Annotated in this window: 13 protein-coding genes and 1 riboswitch; of the genes, 10 read left to right on the top strand and 3 right to left on the bottom strand. The window is 74.1% G+C overall.

The features are described from left to right. Positions 1-20: 20 nt before the first annotated feature. The 6 genes from K304_RS0111165 (at position 21) to K304_RS0111140 (ending at position 8,163) form a co-directional block, all read left to right on the top strand. The gene (locus K304_RS0111165) at positions 21-1,370 is read left to right on the top strand and encodes an FAD-dependent oxidoreductase (protein WP_027763814.1); all 1,350 of its coding nucleotides are present in this window, start codon (positions 21-23) and stop codon (positions 1,368-1,370) included. A gap of 3 nt (positions 1,371-1,373) precedes the next feature. Next, positions 1,374-4,016, top strand: coding sequence for a nitrite reductase large subunit NirB (gene nirB, locus K304_RS28490; protein ID WP_037789997.1), 2,643 nt, complete (start codon positions 1,374-1,376; stop codon positions 4,014-4,016). After that, a complete protein-coding gene (nirD, locus tag K304_RS28485; RefSeq protein ID WP_078528916.1) occupies positions 4,013-4,459 on the top strand; it encodes a nitrite reductase small subunit NirD in 447 nt (148 codons plus the stop codon). Before nirB ends, nirD begins: the two co-directional genes overlap by 4 nt. Before the next feature lie 162 nt (positions 4,460-4,621). Next, a complete protein-coding gene (locus K304_RS0111150) occupies positions 4,622-5,536 on the top strand; it encodes an oxidoreductase (RefSeq protein WP_027763813.1) in 915 nt (304 codons plus the stop codon). Then, positions 5,533-6,342 carry a response regulator gene (locus K304_RS0111145; protein WP_051308284.1) on the top strand — a complete coding sequence of 270 codons (810 nt, stop codon included), beginning with the start codon at positions 5,533-5,535 and terminating at the stop codon, positions 6,340-6,342. The genes K304_RS0111150 and K304_RS0111145 overlap by 4 nt, the downstream gene beginning before the upstream one ends. Before the next feature lie 387 nt (positions 6,343-6,729). Next, positions 6,730-6,916, top strand: a riboswitch (cyclic di-AMP (ydaO/yuaA leader). 5 nt (positions 6,917-6,921) lie between these two features. After that, positions 6,922-8,163: a peptidoglycan DD-metalloendopeptidase family protein gene (locus K304_RS0111140; RefSeq protein WP_027763811.1), complete on the top strand. Its 1,242-nt coding sequence runs from the start codon at positions 6,922-6,924 to the stop codon at positions 8,161-8,163. Positions 8,164-8,263: 100 nt separating this feature from the next. Here K304_RS0111140 and K304_RS32865 read toward each other — a convergent pair whose 3' ends face one another. Next, the gene (locus K304_RS32865; protein WP_027763810.1) at positions 8,264-9,121 is read right to left on the bottom strand and encodes a hypothetical protein; all 858 of its coding nucleotides are present in this window, start codon (positions 9,119-9,121) and stop codon (positions 8,264-8,266) included. Between the two features lie 220 nt (positions 9,122-9,341). On the opposite strand from K304_RS32865, the gene K304_RS28480 reads away from it, so the two are divergent. After that, on the top strand, positions 9,342-11,066 hold the full coding sequence (locus K304_RS28480; RefSeq protein WP_486591634.1) for an SPFH domain-containing protein: 1,725 nt from the start codon (positions 9,342-9,344) through the stop codon (positions 11,064-11,066). After that, positions 11,063-12,397 (top strand): SPFH domain-containing protein, encoded by a 1,335-nt coding sequence (locus K304_RS28475; protein ID WP_037789995.1) that lies wholly within the window; start codon positions 11,063-11,065, stop codon positions 12,395-12,397. Before K304_RS28480 ends, K304_RS28475 begins: the two co-directional genes overlap by 4 nt. Before the next feature lie 91 nt (positions 12,398-12,488). On the opposite strand, the gene K304_RS0111120 is transcribed toward K304_RS28475, so the two are convergent. Together K304_RS0111120 and K304_RS33995 are read right to left on the bottom strand one after the other, a co-directional pair. Next, the gene (locus tag K304_RS0111120; protein ID WP_027763809.1) at positions 12,489-12,752 is read right to left on the bottom strand and encodes a chaplin; all 264 of its coding nucleotides are present in this window, start codon (positions 12,750-12,752) and stop codon (positions 12,489-12,491) included. Positions 12,753-13,011: 259 nt separating this feature from the next. Then, on the bottom strand, positions 13,012-13,533 hold the full coding sequence (locus K304_RS33995) for a hypothetical protein (RefSeq protein WP_486591633.1): 522 nt from the start codon (positions 13,531-13,533) through the stop codon (positions 13,012-13,014). Positions 13,534-13,688: 155 nt separating this feature from the next. On the opposite strand from K304_RS33995, the gene pnuC reads away from it, so the two are divergent. Next, on the top strand, positions 13,689-14,360 hold the full coding sequence (gene pnuC / locus K304_RS0111110; RefSeq protein WP_027763807.1) for a nicotinamide riboside transporter PnuC: 672 nt from the start codon (positions 13,689-13,691) through the stop codon (positions 14,358-14,360). Continuing rightward, positions 14,357-15,457, top strand: a complete 1,101-nt coding sequence (locus K304_RS0111105) for an AAA family ATPase (RefSeq protein WP_027763806.1) — start codon at positions 14,357-14,359, stop codon at positions 15,455-15,457. The genes pnuC and K304_RS0111105 overlap by 4 nt, the downstream gene beginning before the upstream one ends. Positions 15,458-15,481: the final 24 nt, after the last annotated feature.

Here is a 15,481-nt window from a genome sequence, read left to right as displayed (position 1 = left end):
GCCGGCCCAGGCTGCTGTGCATGACTTCGGAGAAGCAGCGGGTGGTGGTGGTCGGCGGTGGCATGGCCGCCGCCCGCCTGGCCTTGCGCCTCGGCACCGCCCGCGCCGGGCTGCCGGGCGGCCCGGATGCGGACGGTGTCGGCCTGACCGTGCTCGGTGAGGAGCAGCACCCCGCGTACAACCGGGTGCTCCTCGCCGACGTCCTCGCCGGACGGTACGCGCCCGAGGTGATCGCGTTGCCGGAGGGCGCTCCGGCTCAGCGGCGGTCCGGGGTGCGGGTGACGGGCGTCGACCGCGCCGCGCGGCGGGTGCGGTGCGACGACGGGCGGGACGTGCCGTACGACGTGCTGGTGCTGGCCACCGGGTCCAATCCGGTGTTGCCGCCGCTGCGCGGCCTGTTCGACGACCGTCCGTCCGCGCCGGGCAGCGGTCCGCCCGGCGGGCGGGAACTCCCCGACGGCGTGCACGCCTTCCGGACGATGGACGACTGCCTGGCGCTGCGGCGGGCCGCCGCCCGGCCGGGTACCCGCTGCGTGGTGATCGGGGGCGGGCTGCTGGGCGTCTCCGCCGCGCGCGCCCTCGCGGAACGCGGCGTGCACGTCGTCCTCGCCCACCAGGGCGAGGACCTGATGGAGCGCCAGCTCGACCCGGAGGCGTCCGCGCTGCTCCGGCGGCACCTGGCGGACCTCGGCGTCGAGGTGCACACCGCGTGCCGGGCACGCGGTCTGCGCACCCGGCGCGACGGCTCCGGCCCCGGCCGCCGGCGGGTCGAGGCGGTGGAGCTGGCGGACGGCTACCGCCTGGGCTGCGAGGCCGTCGTGCTCGCCTGCGGCGTCCGGCCCCGGACCGGCCTGGCCCGCGCGGCCGGCCTGGAGGTCGCGCGCGGCGTGGTCGTCGACGACCGGCTGCGCAGCTCCGACCCGTACGTCCACGCGATCGGCGACTGCGCCGAGCACGCCGGCACGGTCTACGGGCTCGCCGGTGCGGCCCAGGACCAGGCCGACGTCCTGGCCGGGGTGCTGACCGGCGCACGGGACCCGGAGGGCCGCCTCCCCCGCTACGCCGGCACCCGGGCCCTGACCCGTCTCACGCTCCCCGCGCTCGGGCCGGCACGCGACGCGGCCGGCCGCGCGCTGGACCTGGCCGCCTTCGGCGAGCCCGTGCCGCGCGGTGACGACGACGTCGTCCGGCTCACCGACGCCACACGCGGCGTCTACCGCAAGGTCGTCGTCCGCGGGGACCGGCTCGTCGGCGGCATCCTGCTCGGCGACCTGGACGCCGTGGGCGCGCTCGCCCGTACCTGGGAGGGCGACGAAGCCCTGCCCGCCGCGCCGCTATTGCAGCTGCTGACCTCCGAGGGAGGCCACTGAGAGATGGCTACCGCCACCCAGAACACCGAGGCCCAGGCCCCGACCCCGGCCGCAGACGCCGCCGAGACGATCGTCCTGATCGGTCACGGCATGGTGGGCCAGCGCTTCCTGGAGGCGCTGGCGGACCGCGGGGTGACCGAGACCGCCCGGGTGGTCGTGCTGTGCGAGGAGCCGCGGCCCGCGTACGACCGGGTCCGGCTGACCGCCTACTTCTCCGAGGGGGCCGGCCCGGAGGACCTGTCCCTGACCGACGCGGAGTTCATGGACCGGCACGGCATCGAACTGCACCTCGGCGAACCGGCCACCGGCATCGACCGAGACACCCGTACGGTCACCACCCGCGGCGGACTGTCGTTCCGCTACGACACGCTGGTGCTGGCCACCGGCTCGTATCCGTTCGTGCCCCCCGTGCCGGGCCGGGACAGCGACGGCTGCTTCGTCTACCGCACCATCGAGGACCTGCTGGCCCTCGAGGCGTACGCGGAGAAGGCCCGGACGGGCGTCGTGGTCGGGGGCGGGCTGCTCGGGCTGGAGGCGGCGGGCGCGCTGCGCGGCCTGGGGATCGGCACCCGCGTGGTGGAGTTCCACCCGCGCCTGATGGCCCTGCAGGTCGACGACGGCGGCGGAGCCGTACTGCGACGCAAGATCGAGGCGATGGACATCGCCGTGCACACCGGGGTCGCCGGCGAGGAGATCCTGGCCGACGAGTCCGGCGCGGTGCGGGCGATGGCTCTCTCGGACGGCTCCGAGATCCCGGCCGACATGGTGGTGTTCTCCGCCGGGGTCCGCCCGCGCGACGAACTGGCCCGCGCCTGCGGGCTGGAGGTGGGCGAACGCGGGGGCGTGGCCGTGGACGCGTCGTGCCGGACGTCCGACCCGCGGGTCTTCGCGGTCGGCGAGTGCGCCGAGGCGGTGGACGGCGTGGTCTACGGCCTGGTCGCCCCCGGCTACGAGATGGCGGAGACGGCAGCCGACGCGCTCTCCCGCCGTTCCGGGAGGGATTTCACCGGTGCGGACACCTCCACCAGGCTGAAGCTGCTGGGCGTCGACGTCGCGTCGTTCGGCGACCCGCACGGCGCGGCCGAGGACAGCCTGGACGTGGTGTACTCCGACTCCCGGGCGGGGGTCTACCGGAAGCTGGTGATCGCCCCGGACGGGACGCTGCTCGGCGGCGTGCTGGTGGGCGACGCCGAGGCGTACGGCACGCTGCGCCCGCTGACCGGCAGCGTGCCGCCGGTGCCGCCCGAGGCGCTGGTGCTGCCCGCGGGGGCCGGCGCGGGGGCGCCCCCGCCGGGCCCCACCGCGCTGCCGGACGACGCGGTCGTCTGCAACTGCCACAACGTCGCCAAGGGCGCCGTCCGCGCCGCCGTCACCGACCACGGCTGCACGGACCTGCCGGCGGTGAAGAAGTGCACCCGGGCCGGCACCGGCTGCGGGAGCTGCGTGAAGGTGCTCGGGCAGCTCGTGGACGCGGAGCTGGAGGCATCGGGGGTCACCGTCGACAAGGGGCTCTGCGGCTGCTTCGCGCACACCCGCGCCGAGCTGTACGAGATCGTGCGCACGCTGCGGATCACCTCGTTCGCCGCGCTGCTGGACGGGCACGGCCGCGAGGCGGCGCGCAGCGGCGACGGCTGCGAGGTGTGCAAGCCGGCCGTGGCGTCGATCCTCGCCTCGCTCGCGCCCTCCATCGGCGCGGACGGCCACGTCCTGGACGGCGAACAGGCCGCTCTCCAGGACACCAACGACCACTTCCTCGCCAACCTCCAGCGCAACGGCTCCTACTCGATCGTCCCCCGGGTGCCGGGCGGGGAGATCACCCCGGAGAAGCTGATCGTCATCGGCGAGGTCGCCCGCGACTTCGGGCTCTACACCAAGATCACCGGTGGTCAGCGGATCGACCTGTTCGGCGCCCGCGTCGACCAGCTCCCGCAGGTCTGGACGCGGCTGGTGGAGGCCGGGTTCGAGTCCGGCCACGCCTACGGCAAGGCGCTGCGGACGGTGAAGTCCTGTGTCGGGCAGACCTGGTGCCGCTACGGCGTGCAGGACAGCGTGCGGATGGCCATCGACCTGGAGCTGCGCTACCGGGGGCTGCGCGCGCCGCACAAGCTGAAGTCGGCCGTCTCGGGCTGCGCGCGGGAGTGCGCGGAGGCGAGGGGCAAGGACTTCGGCGTGATCGCGACCGCGGAGGGCTGGAACCTGTACGTCGGCGGCAACGGCGGCGCGACCCCGCGGCACGCCGACCTGCTGGCGCAGGACCTGGACGACGCCGGGCTGATCCGGCTGATCGACCGGTTCCTGATGTTCTACATCCCCACCGCCGACCGGCTGGAACGCACCTCGACCTGGCTGGAGCGCATCGAGGGCGGCCTGGACCACGTGCGGGAGGTCGTGGTGGAGGACTCGCTCGGCCTCTGCGACGAACTGGAGGCACTGATGGCCGCGCACGTCGCCGGCTACCGCGACGAGTGGGCCGAGACGCTGAACGACCCCGAGCGGCTGCGGCGCTTCGTGTCGTTCGTCAACGCGCCCGGCGCGCCGGACCCGTCGGTCCGGTTCGTCGCGGAGCGCGAGCAGGTGAAACCGGACCTGACGCTGCTGTCCGGTCCCGACATCCCCGTCCGCACCCTCGAAGGGACTCCGGCATGACCACGACCCTCGCTCCCGAGCACCGCACGCACGCCCTCGCCACGGCCCCCGGCTCGGCCCCCGCTCCGGCACGCGCCGCGGAGCGGCTGGAGGTGGCGGCGGGCGGCGCGTGGCATCCGGTGTGCGGGCCCGGCGACCTGGTGCCCGGGCGCGGCGTGGCGGCGCTGCTGCCGGACGGCACGCAGGTCGCACTGTTCACCGACCGCGCGGGGAAGGCGTACGCGATCGGCAACCGGGACCCGTTCACCGGCGCCTACGTCCTCTCCCGGGGTCTGACCGGTTCGGACGCGGGGCGGCCGTTCGTGGCGTCGCCGCTGCTGAAGCAGCGCTTCGACCTGGCCACGGGCCGCTGCCTGGACGACGCGGACGCGTCGGTTCCGGTCCACCCGGTGCGCACGTCGCCCGCACCCGCCACGGCCTCCGCGGCGGCCCCCGCCGCCTGACGCCACGCCCGGCGCCGCCCTCGCCGTGGCCCACCGGCCGCTCTACCCTGGGCGGGTACGAAACAGCAGGTCGGCGCGGACGCACCGGGCCGGCACGCCGACGGCGGCGCGCAGCGGCACGCCGACGGCGGCAGGGCGACACGGCGAGGAGCGCGGCAGGCGATGGGCTGGACGGCACGCAGGATTCCCGACCAGAACGGCCGCACCGCGGTCGTGACCGGCGCGAACAGCGGTCTGGGCTATGTGACGGCCCGCGAACTGGCCCGGCGCGGCGCGCGCGTCGTGCTGGGCTGCCGGAACCGGTCGCGCGGCGAACGGGCGCTGGAGCGGCTGCTCGCGGAGGTCCCGGAGGCGGACGCGGAGCTGCGCCGGCTGGATCTGGCCGACCTGGGCAGCATCCGCGAGTTCGCGGCCGGAATGCCGGACAAGCCGCTGCACCTGCTGGTCAACAACGCGGGGCTGATGGCGATCCCGCACTCGCTGACCGCCGACGGCTTCGAGATGCAGTTCGGGGTCAACCACCTCGGGCACTTCGCGCTCACCGGTCTGCTCACGGAACGGCTTCTGGCGGCCGGCGACGCACGGGTCGTGAACGTCTCCAGCCTCGTGCACGTCGTCTCGGGCATCGATCCGGCGGACCTGAACAGCGAGCGCGGCTACCGGCGCTGGACGGCGTACGGGCGCTCGAAGACGGCGAACCTGCTCTTCACGCTGGAGCTGGCGCGCCGCACCCGGGAGCACGGCATGGTCGTGGCGGCCGCGCACCCCGGATACGCGTCGACCGAGCTGCAGACCAAGGGGCCCCGGCTGAGGGGCGACCGGACCGGCGAGCGGCTGATGCGGGCCGCGAACTCACTCGTCGGTTCGTCGGCCGAGCTGGGCGCGGCGGCCACGCTCTACGCCGCCACCTCCGCGGAGGTGGGCCCCGGAGCCTTCGTGGGGCCGCGGCTGCTGGGGCTGCGCGGCGCGCCGGGCGCAGCCTGGCGGGCGCCCTGGGCGCGGGACCCGGCGATGGCCCGGAGGCTGTGGGAGGCGTCCGAGGAGCTGACGGGCGTGCGCTACGAGGCCCTGGAATGACACACCACCATACATCGGGACACAACGGACCGGGCGAGAGGCCGACGGTGCGGGTGCTCGTCGTGGACGACGACTTCATGGTCGCCCGGCTGCACCGCGCGATGGTCGAGCAGACCCCCGGATTCGCCGTCGCCGGGGAGGCCCGGACCGGCGCCGAGGCGCTGACGGCGGTGCGCGCACTGCGCCCGGACCTGGTGCTGCTGGACATCTACCTGCCGGACATGTCGGGACTGGACGTCCTGCGCGCGCTGCGGGGCGGCCCCGGCGAGGAGACGGACACCGCGCCCGCCGCACCCGGGGTGGACGTCCTGGTGGTCACCGCCGCACGCGACGTGGAGACCGTGCGCGGAGCCCAGCTCGGCGGGGCCGTGCACTACATCGTCAAGCCGTTCGAGAGCAGGACCCTGCGGGAGCGGCTGCTCGCCTACGGGCAGCGGCGGCGCGAGCTGGCGGCACTCGCGGCGGCGGGCGAGGCCGGGCAGGCGGAGGTCGACCGGGTCTTCGGCTCCCCCGCCGGGGACGCGCGAGCCGCCGCGCCGCCGCGCGAGCGACCGGCCCTCCCCAAAGGGCTGACCGCGCAGACCGCGGCGCTCGTGCGGCGGGCACTGAAGGAGGCGCCGGGGGACCTCTCGGCGGCCGAGTGCGCGGAGCTGAGCGGACTCTCCCGGGTGAGCGCGCGGCGCTATCTGGAGCACTTCGCGGCCGGCGGCGAGGCCGAGGTGTCCCTGCGGTACGGCACCACGGGTCGCCCGGAGCGCCGGTACCGCCTCCCCGGCACCACGCCGCCCCGGACCGGACGGGACTGAGACCCGCACGAGATCGACGTATTACCGCAGAGAAGACCGTTACGTCCGATTTGGCGTTTCGGGACGGATATTGGCGCTCTGTTCCTCGCGGCGTGACGCGAATAACAGCACGGCCTCGGCGGGGCGCGCGGCGCGCCGGGGCGAAATTCGGGGCTCCCTCAACTTCCCGTCCATAGCGTCGAGTTGAGCACTCGGCACACGAAGATCGCGACAACTCAGCGAAAACGGACAGCAGCACACAGTCGTGTCGGAGTGGCGTGAAGCCCGCGTGAAGACCGTCCGTAAACCCGACTTTCTTGCCGCAATCCGAACCCCTGTGTTTTGGTTCCCTCCGCCGCCGCGCTCGTGCGGCGGCCCTGAGCCGGGACGCCGAGTCCTGCCGCCCGGACCAGGAGCCACCCGTGACCCACGAACGGCAGGAGTGGGGGACCCAAGGTAAGTGCCGCGCCGGTACGTCACGCACCGGACGGCTTGGGGTGAAGTCGCAGCGAGTGCCGCTCATGCGCTCGCACAGGCGACCGGGCAACTCCAGCCCGAACCCGACAGCTCACCTCGCAGGCGTAGGAGAGGACCACAGCCATGTCTGCACGCGGACGTCATCGTCGCTCCAAGACGCAGCGTTTCACCCGCCGCGCCACCGCTCTCGCCCTGACCGCGGGCGGCGCCGGCATCGCCCTTCCGCTCGTGACCGCCGGCGGCGCCCAGGCCGCCTCCGTGGACACCTGGGACAAGGTCGCCCAGTGCGAGTCCACCGGCAACTGGAGCATCAACACCGGTAACGGCTTCTACGGCGGCCTGCAGTTCACCCAGTCCAGCTGGGAGGCCGCCGGCGGCACCGAGTTCGCGGCCCGCGCCGACCTCGCCACCAAGGACCAGCAGATAGCCGCCGCCGAGAAGCTGCTCGCCCTCCAGGGCCCGGGCGCCTGGCCCAACTGCGGCCCGCAGGCCGGCCTGCAGCAGAACAGCGGCGACCCGCAGATCGACCCGAACGGCGGTGGCGAGGACGCCGCCGCCTCGAAGGCCGAGACCGCCGAGGCCCCGAAGCAGGCCGCCCCGAAGGCCGACACCGGTGCCCAGGACACGAAGGCCCCGAAGGACGCCAAGACCGAGAGCTACACCGTGGTCAGCGGCGACACCCTGTTCAAGATCGCCAACGCGCACGACGTGGACGGCGGCTGGAACACCGTCTACGACGGCAACCGCGAGGTCATCGGCGGCAACCCGGACCTGATCTACCCGGGCCAGGAGCTCAGCCTGAACGGCTCCGCCGCCGGCGCCACGCAGAGCGAGGCGCCGAAGAAGGACACCGCCGAGAAGCCCGAGAAGACCGAGAAGAAGGCTCCGGCGCCGAAGCAGGACTCCGGCAGCTCCGCCGCCGCGGAGTCCGCGGACACCTCCGAGGCCGAGAGCGCCGCCAGCGGCTTCTCCGCCCCGGTCGAGGCCGCCACGAGCACCCCGTACCACCAGACCGGCGCCAGCTGGTCCAGCGGCTACCACACCGGTGTGGACTTCGCCGCCTCCACCGGCACCACGGTGAAGTCCGTCGCCAACGGCACGGTCGTCTCCGCGGGCTGGGCCGGTTCGTACGGCAACCAGGTCGTCATCCAGCACGAGGACGGCCGGTACAGCCAGTACGGCCACCTGTCCTCGCTGTCCGTCTCGGCGGGCGAGAGCGTCAGCGCCGGCCAACAGATCGGGGCCGTCGGCTCCACCGGCAACAGCACCGGCCCGCACCTGCACTTCGAGGTGCGCACCGGTCCGGACTACGGCTCGGACATCGACCCGGTCCAGTACCTGCGGGCCAACGGCGTCTCCCTCTGAGACACCCCCACCCCGCACGCCGCCCGGCGCCGCCCCTCCCGGGGCGCGCCGGGCGGCGTCGTGTCAGGCCACGAGTCGTGCCAGACCCCGAATGCGCGGATCACCACCCGCCGCCGGGCCCCTGGCCCGGGTGGCCGCCCTGGCCCTGGCCCGGGTAGGGCCCGTGCCCCGGCTGCGGAGCCTGCGGCGGCGGCCCCCAGCCCGGCTGCTGCTGCGGGTGCGGCGGCTGCGCCGCCGGGGGCTGCTGCCCCCAACCCGGCCCGCCCTGGCCGCCGGGCGCCGGCGTCCACCCCGGCTGCTGCTGCGGGGGCTGATGCTGCGGATACGGAGCCTGCGGGTGCGGAGCCTGCGGGTGCTGCTGGGGCTGGCCGCCCCACCCCTGCGGCTGCCCTCCGGGCTGCTGCATCAGGCCGCGCTGGGCCGCCTGCGCCAGCCCGGCGTCCCTCTTCCGGCCCGCGCGCAGCGGCTTCACCCACACGAGGCTGGTGCCACCCGGCCGGCACACGACGGCGCCGCCCTCGGGGTGGGCGGCCCACCACAGCACCCCGGCGGGCCCGGGGTCCGCCCAGTCCATGGACCACAGGGCCGTGCGCGCCACGTAGACCCGCAGCTCCGCCGTGCCGGGGTCCTGGACCACCACCGTCGGGTTGTTGAGGCCCGAGCTGACCGTCGTCGCCCGGCAGGCCGCCCAGGGGCCGCGCTGCAGCGCCGTACGCATCTTCCGCGCGTACGAGAGCCACACGAGAGCGCCGACGGTCACGCCCACGCCGAAGGTGACGAGGTAGAAGCCGTAATCGCCGTCCATGGCCAGGAGCAGCACGCCCAGGGCCGCGAACAGCGGGGCGGCGGCGAGCACCGCCGTCCAGGCGCGGAGCGCCGTCTTCAACGACTGCGCGGTCGGCGGGAAGTCGGCCGCCGTCGCCCCGACTCCGCCCTGTTGCATGCCCGGGTCGCTCATGGCGCCGCCCCCCGTGTGAGTTCTCGCTGTGCCGTGTCCGCCGCCGTGCGCGGCAGCGGCGGCGTCCAACCAACCGAACGAAGGGCCGGGTGTCAACACGCATCCCGCGCAGGCCACCCGTACCGGTCGCGTCACGATCGGCGTGCCCGGCTTTCCGCAGGTCCGGAGCATGGTGTGGGATGGAGGGCCGAAGACGCAGACGTGAGACAGGGGGATGTTCGTGGCTTCACGTGGCCAGAACCTACGCAGAGCCGCCCAGGCGGTGGCGGGCGGAGCCGATCCGCGCTCCGTCGCGGAGGACGCGTTGCGGCAGCACGCGGGTGATGCGGCGGAGAGCGGGAGCGGAGCCGCCGGCAGGCTGAGCCGGGGCGCGTCCGGGAGCCGGGAGGAGCTGCTCCAGGAGGACAGCATCGACCCGGCCGACTTCCCGGCGGCGCGGGAGCAGGGCGGCGACATCGACACCGTGATGTCCGAGCAGACCGTGCCGCTGGACGAGGCGGGCGAGGCGCTCAACCGCAGCCGGCAGGAGCGCGACGGACGGCGGAAGGTGCACGCCATCTGCCCGATGGTGATCCCGCGCGGCCGGTCGTTCCTCAGCATGCTGCCCGTGTCGCTGCTGCTGGTCCTCGGCGTCATCGGCACGTCGATCGCGGCGGCCACGTCGGGCGCGACCGGCGTCGGCACGCTGACGCACCCGCTCTTCGGGCTGCACTACTGGGTCATGTCGGTGGCCGCGGTGGCGTTCGTCTGGTGGCGGCAGGGCATGGTGATGGTGCCGGACGGCAGCCAGGCGCTGATCACCCGCTTCGGCAAGCTGGAGAAGGTCGTCGGCCCGGGACGGGTCGTGCTGATCAGCCCGTTCAAGCGGGTGTCGTACATCGTCAACACGACCCGCGAGTACCCGTTCAACGCGCCGGTGCGGGAGGCTCCGACGCGGGGCGGCGTGAAGGCGTCGATCGACCTCTTCATCCAGTTCCGCATCCGGGACCCGCAGGAGTTCGTCTACACCCTGGGCGCCGTGCGCGGCTTCGAGGAGAAGCTGAACAACGCGGTCAGCGAGACCATCCGCAGCCTCATCTACGAGCAGGAGGCCGCGGGCATCTACGACATGGTCGGCGAGGACACCGGGCGGCTGCTGGAGCAGCTGAACAACCAGTTCCTGCCCGCCGTGGAGCTGACGAACGCCAACATCACGCACGCCGAACCGTCCGACCAGGGCTACCGGATGCACCTGGCCGCGCCGGAGATGGTGCGGATGGCCAAGGACGCCTACACCCACGAGTACGCGCTCCAGCTCCGCAAGGAGCAGGACGAGGGCGACCTGAGCAAGGAACTGGCCACCCGTCACGAGACGCTGTCCGGCATCCAGGCGGAGATCGCGCAGTACCAGGCGCAGATGGACACCGCCGTCGAGCGCGAGACCAACCGGGCCCAGGCGCTGGCCCGGCAGCGGTACGTGCAGGCCGAGTCGGAGGCGAAGGCGAACGCGGCGCTGCTGGAGGCGCAGGCGCTGGACATCCGCGCGGTGACCGCGTCGGAGGCGCCGGAGATCCTGGAGTACCGCTACCAGCAGCAGATCCTGGACACGCTGGAGGAGGTCGCCGACCACCTGCCGCGACTGGTCCGCATCGGCGGGCCGGGCGCCGGCACGGGTGACGGCGCGGCCGGGGTCGACTTCCTGGCGCTGGCCCGGGAGATGGTCGGCGAGCACGGCACGGAGCTGTTCTCCGAGGCGGACATGGCCGCCGTGCGGGCCCGGCTGGAGGAGGTCTCGGCGCGGATCGCCGAGCGCGAGCCGGAGATCCAGGCGCTGCGGGAGGCCGAGCGGCCCACCGTGCCGGGTGAGACGGACCCGACGGCCGCCGTCGCGGACGACACGCAGGACGTATCCGGTGTCCCGGCCGGCGGCACGGCCGAAGCGCGCACCGAGGAGGGGGCGGAATGAGCGCCACGCACAACCGCAGGTCGGTCATCACCGAAGAGGTCGCTCCCTGGAGCGACGTGCCGCGGCTCCTGCGCGGCGGCGAGGCCGGCACCATCGTGCCGGTCATCATCCCCCGTCACCTGCGTCGGGTGTGGTGGATGCTGCCCGTGTGGCTCGGCGTCTTCTCCCTGCTGGCGGGCGTCATGCTGAGCCTCCAGGACGCGGACAGCGGCGCCGGAGACGTCGCGTTCGGGGCGCTGGCCACCCTGGCGTACGTGCTCGGCGTCTTCTTCCTGCTCGCGGGCGGGCTGTGGTGGTGGCGCTCGTCGATCGTGGAGATCGAGCAGGGCACCAACGGCATCCTCACCCGCTACGGCGCCATCGTGAGCACGCTGGACCCGGGCCGCCACTACCTGTGGCACCCGTGGGAGCGGGTGGACTTCGTGGTGGACACCGCGACGGAGATCCCGTACTCGGCGCCGGTCGTCGCCTGCCCGACGCGGGAGAACGTGCCGCTGCGGTCCATCGAGTTCTTCCTGAAGTTCCGCATCACCGACGCGGTGCTGTTCGTGCGGAGCATCGGCGCCGGCAACTTCGACCTGGTGCTGTCCAGCGCGGTGCAGGACGCCATCCGGCAGCGCGGCCGCCAGGTGCAGACCGAGCGGGCGTACGACCTGCGCGGCTCGGACGTGGCTGACATGCAGGACCTGCTGAACCGTCAGCTGGACCGCTACGGCGTGCGCATCACCGGCAGCAACATCCCGGACGTGCAGCTCCCGACGCAGTATCAGCAGCACCTGTCGACCAAGGAGCGGGTCGCCAAGGAGCGGACGGCGTACGAGCAGGAGTGGGGCCTCACCCGCAAGCGCCGCATCGACGCGCTCGGCATGGACATCGAGCGGGCGAAGAAGGTGCGCGACGCGCGCATCGTCGAGGTCAAGGCCGCCCTCAACCAGGCGCGCGAGCAGGTGGCGCAGCTTCTGGAGGAGCAGGAGACGGAGGCGCAGAAGGTCCGCTTCGAGATCGAGACGCGCGGCCGCAGCGGGCTGATCTCGGCGGAGAACGAGGCCCGTGCGCAGCGCCGGCTGGCGCAGGCGTACCGGGACAACCGGGCGGTGCTCCAGTACGAACTGGCGCGGCGGCGGCTGGACGTCGGGGCGACGCTGGCCGGTTCGGCTCCGCAGCCGATCGTGGTCCGCACCGACGGGCCGGACGGCGGCGGCTCCGACTCCTCGGCGCTCACCACGCTGCTCACGGCCCAGCTCCTGCCCCGCCTGTCCGGGATGCCGGCGGCACGGGAGGCGCAGGGCGCGCTGCGCGACGGGATCGAGCAGCGCACCGCGCGGGACTGAGCCTCCGGCTCTCTCCCCCCAGCACGGCCCCGGGCGGGGCGCCGGTCGTCACCGGCGCCCCGCCCGGGTCGTTCGTCCCGCGAGGGGACGGTCAGTAGCTGCCGCCGTCGTCGTGGCCGCCGTTGACGCACACGTTGCCGAACGCGGGGTTCAGCAGGCCGATCACGCTGACGGTGTTGCCGCAGACGTTGACCGGGATGTGGATCGGGACCTGGACGACGTTGCCGGACAGCACACCGGGCGAGCCGACGGCCGCGCCCTGCGTGCCGCTGTCCGCGACGGCGCCTCCGGCGCCGGCGAGGATCACGGCGCCGGAGGCAACGGCGATGGAGGCGGCCTTCGCCAGACGTGTCATGCTGCACAGTCCTTTCGCAGAAATCGCTTGATGCGCGGGAACGCGCGCGGCGCCGGACTCCATCGGACGACGAAGTCCGTTGCCGTGAGGGCCGGTTGACCCCGGCCACCACGCATGCTTCGCGGCCCGGCCGCTCCCGGAGGGGCATCCGCCCTCACCGCCACTCTTTCGGGTGACGATCACCACCCGCGCGTGGAGTCGGACGAACATCTCTGCGGATCATCAGATGCTTCTACCCGGTCCTGCGCGGCGGGTGTGTTCAGTCGCAGCCGATCCCGTCGCCGTCCCGGTCCAGGTCGTGCGGGTCGCCGGGCCCGACCACGACGGGACCCGGCAGGTCCGAGCAGTCGACGTCCGGGCCGGGGCCGGGCGCCGCCGGAAGCCCGGCGCCGCCGTCGTCGGCGGGCGGGGCGACGGCCGCCTCCTCCCGGACCGTCTCGGTCACCTTCACCTCGACCTTCTTCGTCCGGGTCGCGGTGACGGTGGGCGCGGGTTCGGGCTCCGCGGTGACCGTCGCCGTGGCGGTGACCGTCGGTCCGGCCTCGACGGTCGCCGCCCCGGCGTCGCCTCCGCTCCCCTGCCCCTCCTCGCCGGCGGCCATCAGCAGCCCGGTGCAGGAGAAGGTGCCGAACCAGACGCCCGCGACCACGACCCAGAACTTCGCCCGGCGCCGCATCGGGCCGTTCGCGCCGGGCCGGCCGCCCGCCCGAACCGGCGGCGGCCCGAACGGCCCTCCCCGCCCACCCGTTCCGCCCGTTCCGCCCGCATAGGGATGTGTCATCTGCGACTCCCCGCACTCGGTGGCGACATTGTGTCGGCAGTGTGATGACGAGGTGACGGCCGAACACCCCGGGAGGTTGTGGCCGCTGCCGGAATCCCCTTGCCGCGCCCCCCGGACCCCGTTATCGTCACTGTGACATTTAAGGAGGTCGACGCGTGGACGTCGCGGACCTGCTCGCCCCGCTCCAGCAGCCCCTCTTCACTCTGCTGGACACCCCCGTCAGCTGGGTCGAGGTGCTCGGCTTCGGCAGCGGCGCGCTGTGCGTGTGGCTCGTCGCCCGGCAGCACATCGCCAACTGGCCGATCGGCATCGCCAACAACCTGTTCTTCATCCTGCTGTTCGCCGGAGCCGGCCTGTACGCCGACGCGGGACTCCAGGTCGTCTACATCGCCCTCGCCCTGTACGGCTGGTGGGCCTGGCTGCGGGGCGGGCCGGAGGCGGCGGCCGGACGGCTGCCGGTGAGCCGCACCGACGCCCGTACCTGGTGGGTGCTGGCACCCGCGACGCTCGCGGTCACCGCGCTGCTCACGCTGTGGCTGGCCCGTTCGACCGACTCCACCGTGCCGTTCTGGGACGCCCTGACCACCGCGCTCTCACTGGCCGCCACCTACGGGCAGTGCCGGAAGAAGCTGGAGTCCTGGTACCTGTGGATCGCGGCCGACGTCGTCTACGTCCCGCTCTACGCCTACAAGGGCCTCCACCTCACCGCGCTGCTGTACGTCGGCTTCATGATCCTGTGCGTCGTCGGCCTGCGCAGCTGGCGTGCCGAGTGGACCGCGGCCCGGACGGGCCCCGCCCCGGCCGCGCCGCTCGGGGCGGCGGCGTGACCCGGGGCGCCGCAGGGGAGTTCGCGCACGGGCTGGTGCTGGGCAAGTTCTACCCGCCGCACGCCGGCCACCACCACCTCGTGCGCACGGCCGCCGCGCGCTGCAGGCGGCTGACCGTGCTCGTGTGCGCGTCGTCCGTGGAGTCGGTCCCCCTGGCCCGCCGCGTGGCCTGGATGCGCGAGGTGCACCCCGATCCGCACGTGCGGATCGTCGGCGCGGTCGACGACGTGCCCGTCGACTACACCGACGACGCGGTCTGGGACGCGCACATGGCCGTCTTCCGAGCCGCCGTGCCCGAGCCGGTGGACGCGGTCTTCACCTCCGAGCCGTACGGCGCCGAGCTCGGCCGCCGCTTCGGCGCCGCGGCCGTGACCGTGGACCTCGACCGCACCACGCACCCCGTCTCGGGAACGGCCGTGCGCAAGGACCCGGTGGGCAACTGGCACCACCTCGCCGGGCCCGTCCGTGCGGCACTGGCCCGCCGCGTGGTCGTCGTCGGCGCCGAGTCCACCGGCACGACCACGCTGGCGCGCGCCCTCGCCGCGCACTTCCGGGCCCGGGGCGGCGTCTGGGCGGACACCCGGTGGGTTCCGGAGTACGGGCGCCGGTACAGCGAGGAGAAGTTCGCCCGCCTCCGCGCCGCCCGCCCCGGCGCCGGATTCGCCGACGTCCCGTGGCACTCGGACGAGTTCGTCGCCGTCGCCGAGCGCCAGCTCGCCGACGAGGAGAGCGCCGCGCGCACCGGCTCCCCCGTCCTCTTCTGCGACACCGACGCGCTGGCCACCACCGTCTGGCACGAGCGGTACCTCGGTCACCGCGATCCGCGGGTGGCCGCCGTCGCCGCCCGCAGCGACCACGACCTGTGGCTGCTCACCGACCACACGGGCGTGCCCTTCGAGGACGACGGCCTCCGCGACGGCGCGCATCTGCGCGCCTGGATGACTGCCCGCTTCCGCGCCGAACTGACCTCGCGCGACCTCCCGTACGTGCTCCTCGCCGGCCCGCACGAACGGCGGCTGTGCGCCGCCGTCGAAGCGGTGGACCGGCTCCTGGCCGGGCCGTGGCACTTCACCGACCCGCTGCCGGTGCACGGCTGACGGGGCACGCCCCGGGGCACCGCG

The organism is Streptomyces sp. CNS606 (assembly GCF_000426325.1).
The sequence above is the reverse complement of the archived record's forward strand: the minus strand, read 5'-3'. Positions and strand labels throughout refer to the sequence as shown.

Bases quoted from the DNA above. Each gene is read 5' to 3' on its own strand.
- K304_RS0111165 (WP_027763814.1), top strand. From the start codon at position 21: ATGACTTCGGAGAAGCAGCGGGTGGTGGTGGTCGGCGGTGGCATGGCC.
- K304_RS0111140 (WP_027763811.1), top strand. From the start codon at position 6,922: ATGTCTGCACGCGGACGTCATCGTCGCTCCAAGACGCAGCGTTTCACC.
- nirD (WP_078528916.1), top strand. From the start codon at position 4,013: ATGACCACGACCCTCGCTCCCGAGCACCGCACGCACGCCCTCGCCACG.
- K304_RS32865 (WP_027763810.1), bottom strand. From the start codon at position 9,121: ATGAGCGACCCGGGCATGCAACAGGGCGGAGTCGGGGCGACGGCGGCC.
- nirB (WP_037789997.1), top strand. From the start codon at position 1,374: ATGGCTACCGCCACCCAGAACACCGAGGCCCAGGCCCCGACCCCGGCC.
- K304_RS33995 (WP_486591633.1), bottom strand. From the start codon at position 13,533: ATGACACATCCCTATGCGGGCGGAACGGGCGGAACGGGTGGGCGGGGA.
- K304_RS0111150 (WP_027763813.1), top strand. From the start codon at position 4,622: ATGGGCTGGACGGCACGCAGGATTCCCGACCAGAACGGCCGCACCGCG.
- K304_RS0111120 (WP_027763809.1), bottom strand. From the start codon at position 12,752: ATGACACGTCTGGCGAAGGCCGCCTCCATCGCCGTTGCCTCCGGCGCC.
- K304_RS0111145 (WP_051308284.1), top strand. From the start codon at position 5,533: ATGACACACCACCATACATCGGGACACAACGGACCGGGCGAGAGGCCG.
- K304_RS28475 (WP_037789995.1), top strand. From the start codon at position 11,063: ATGAGCGCCACGCACAACCGCAGGTCGGTCATCACCGAAGAGGTCGCT.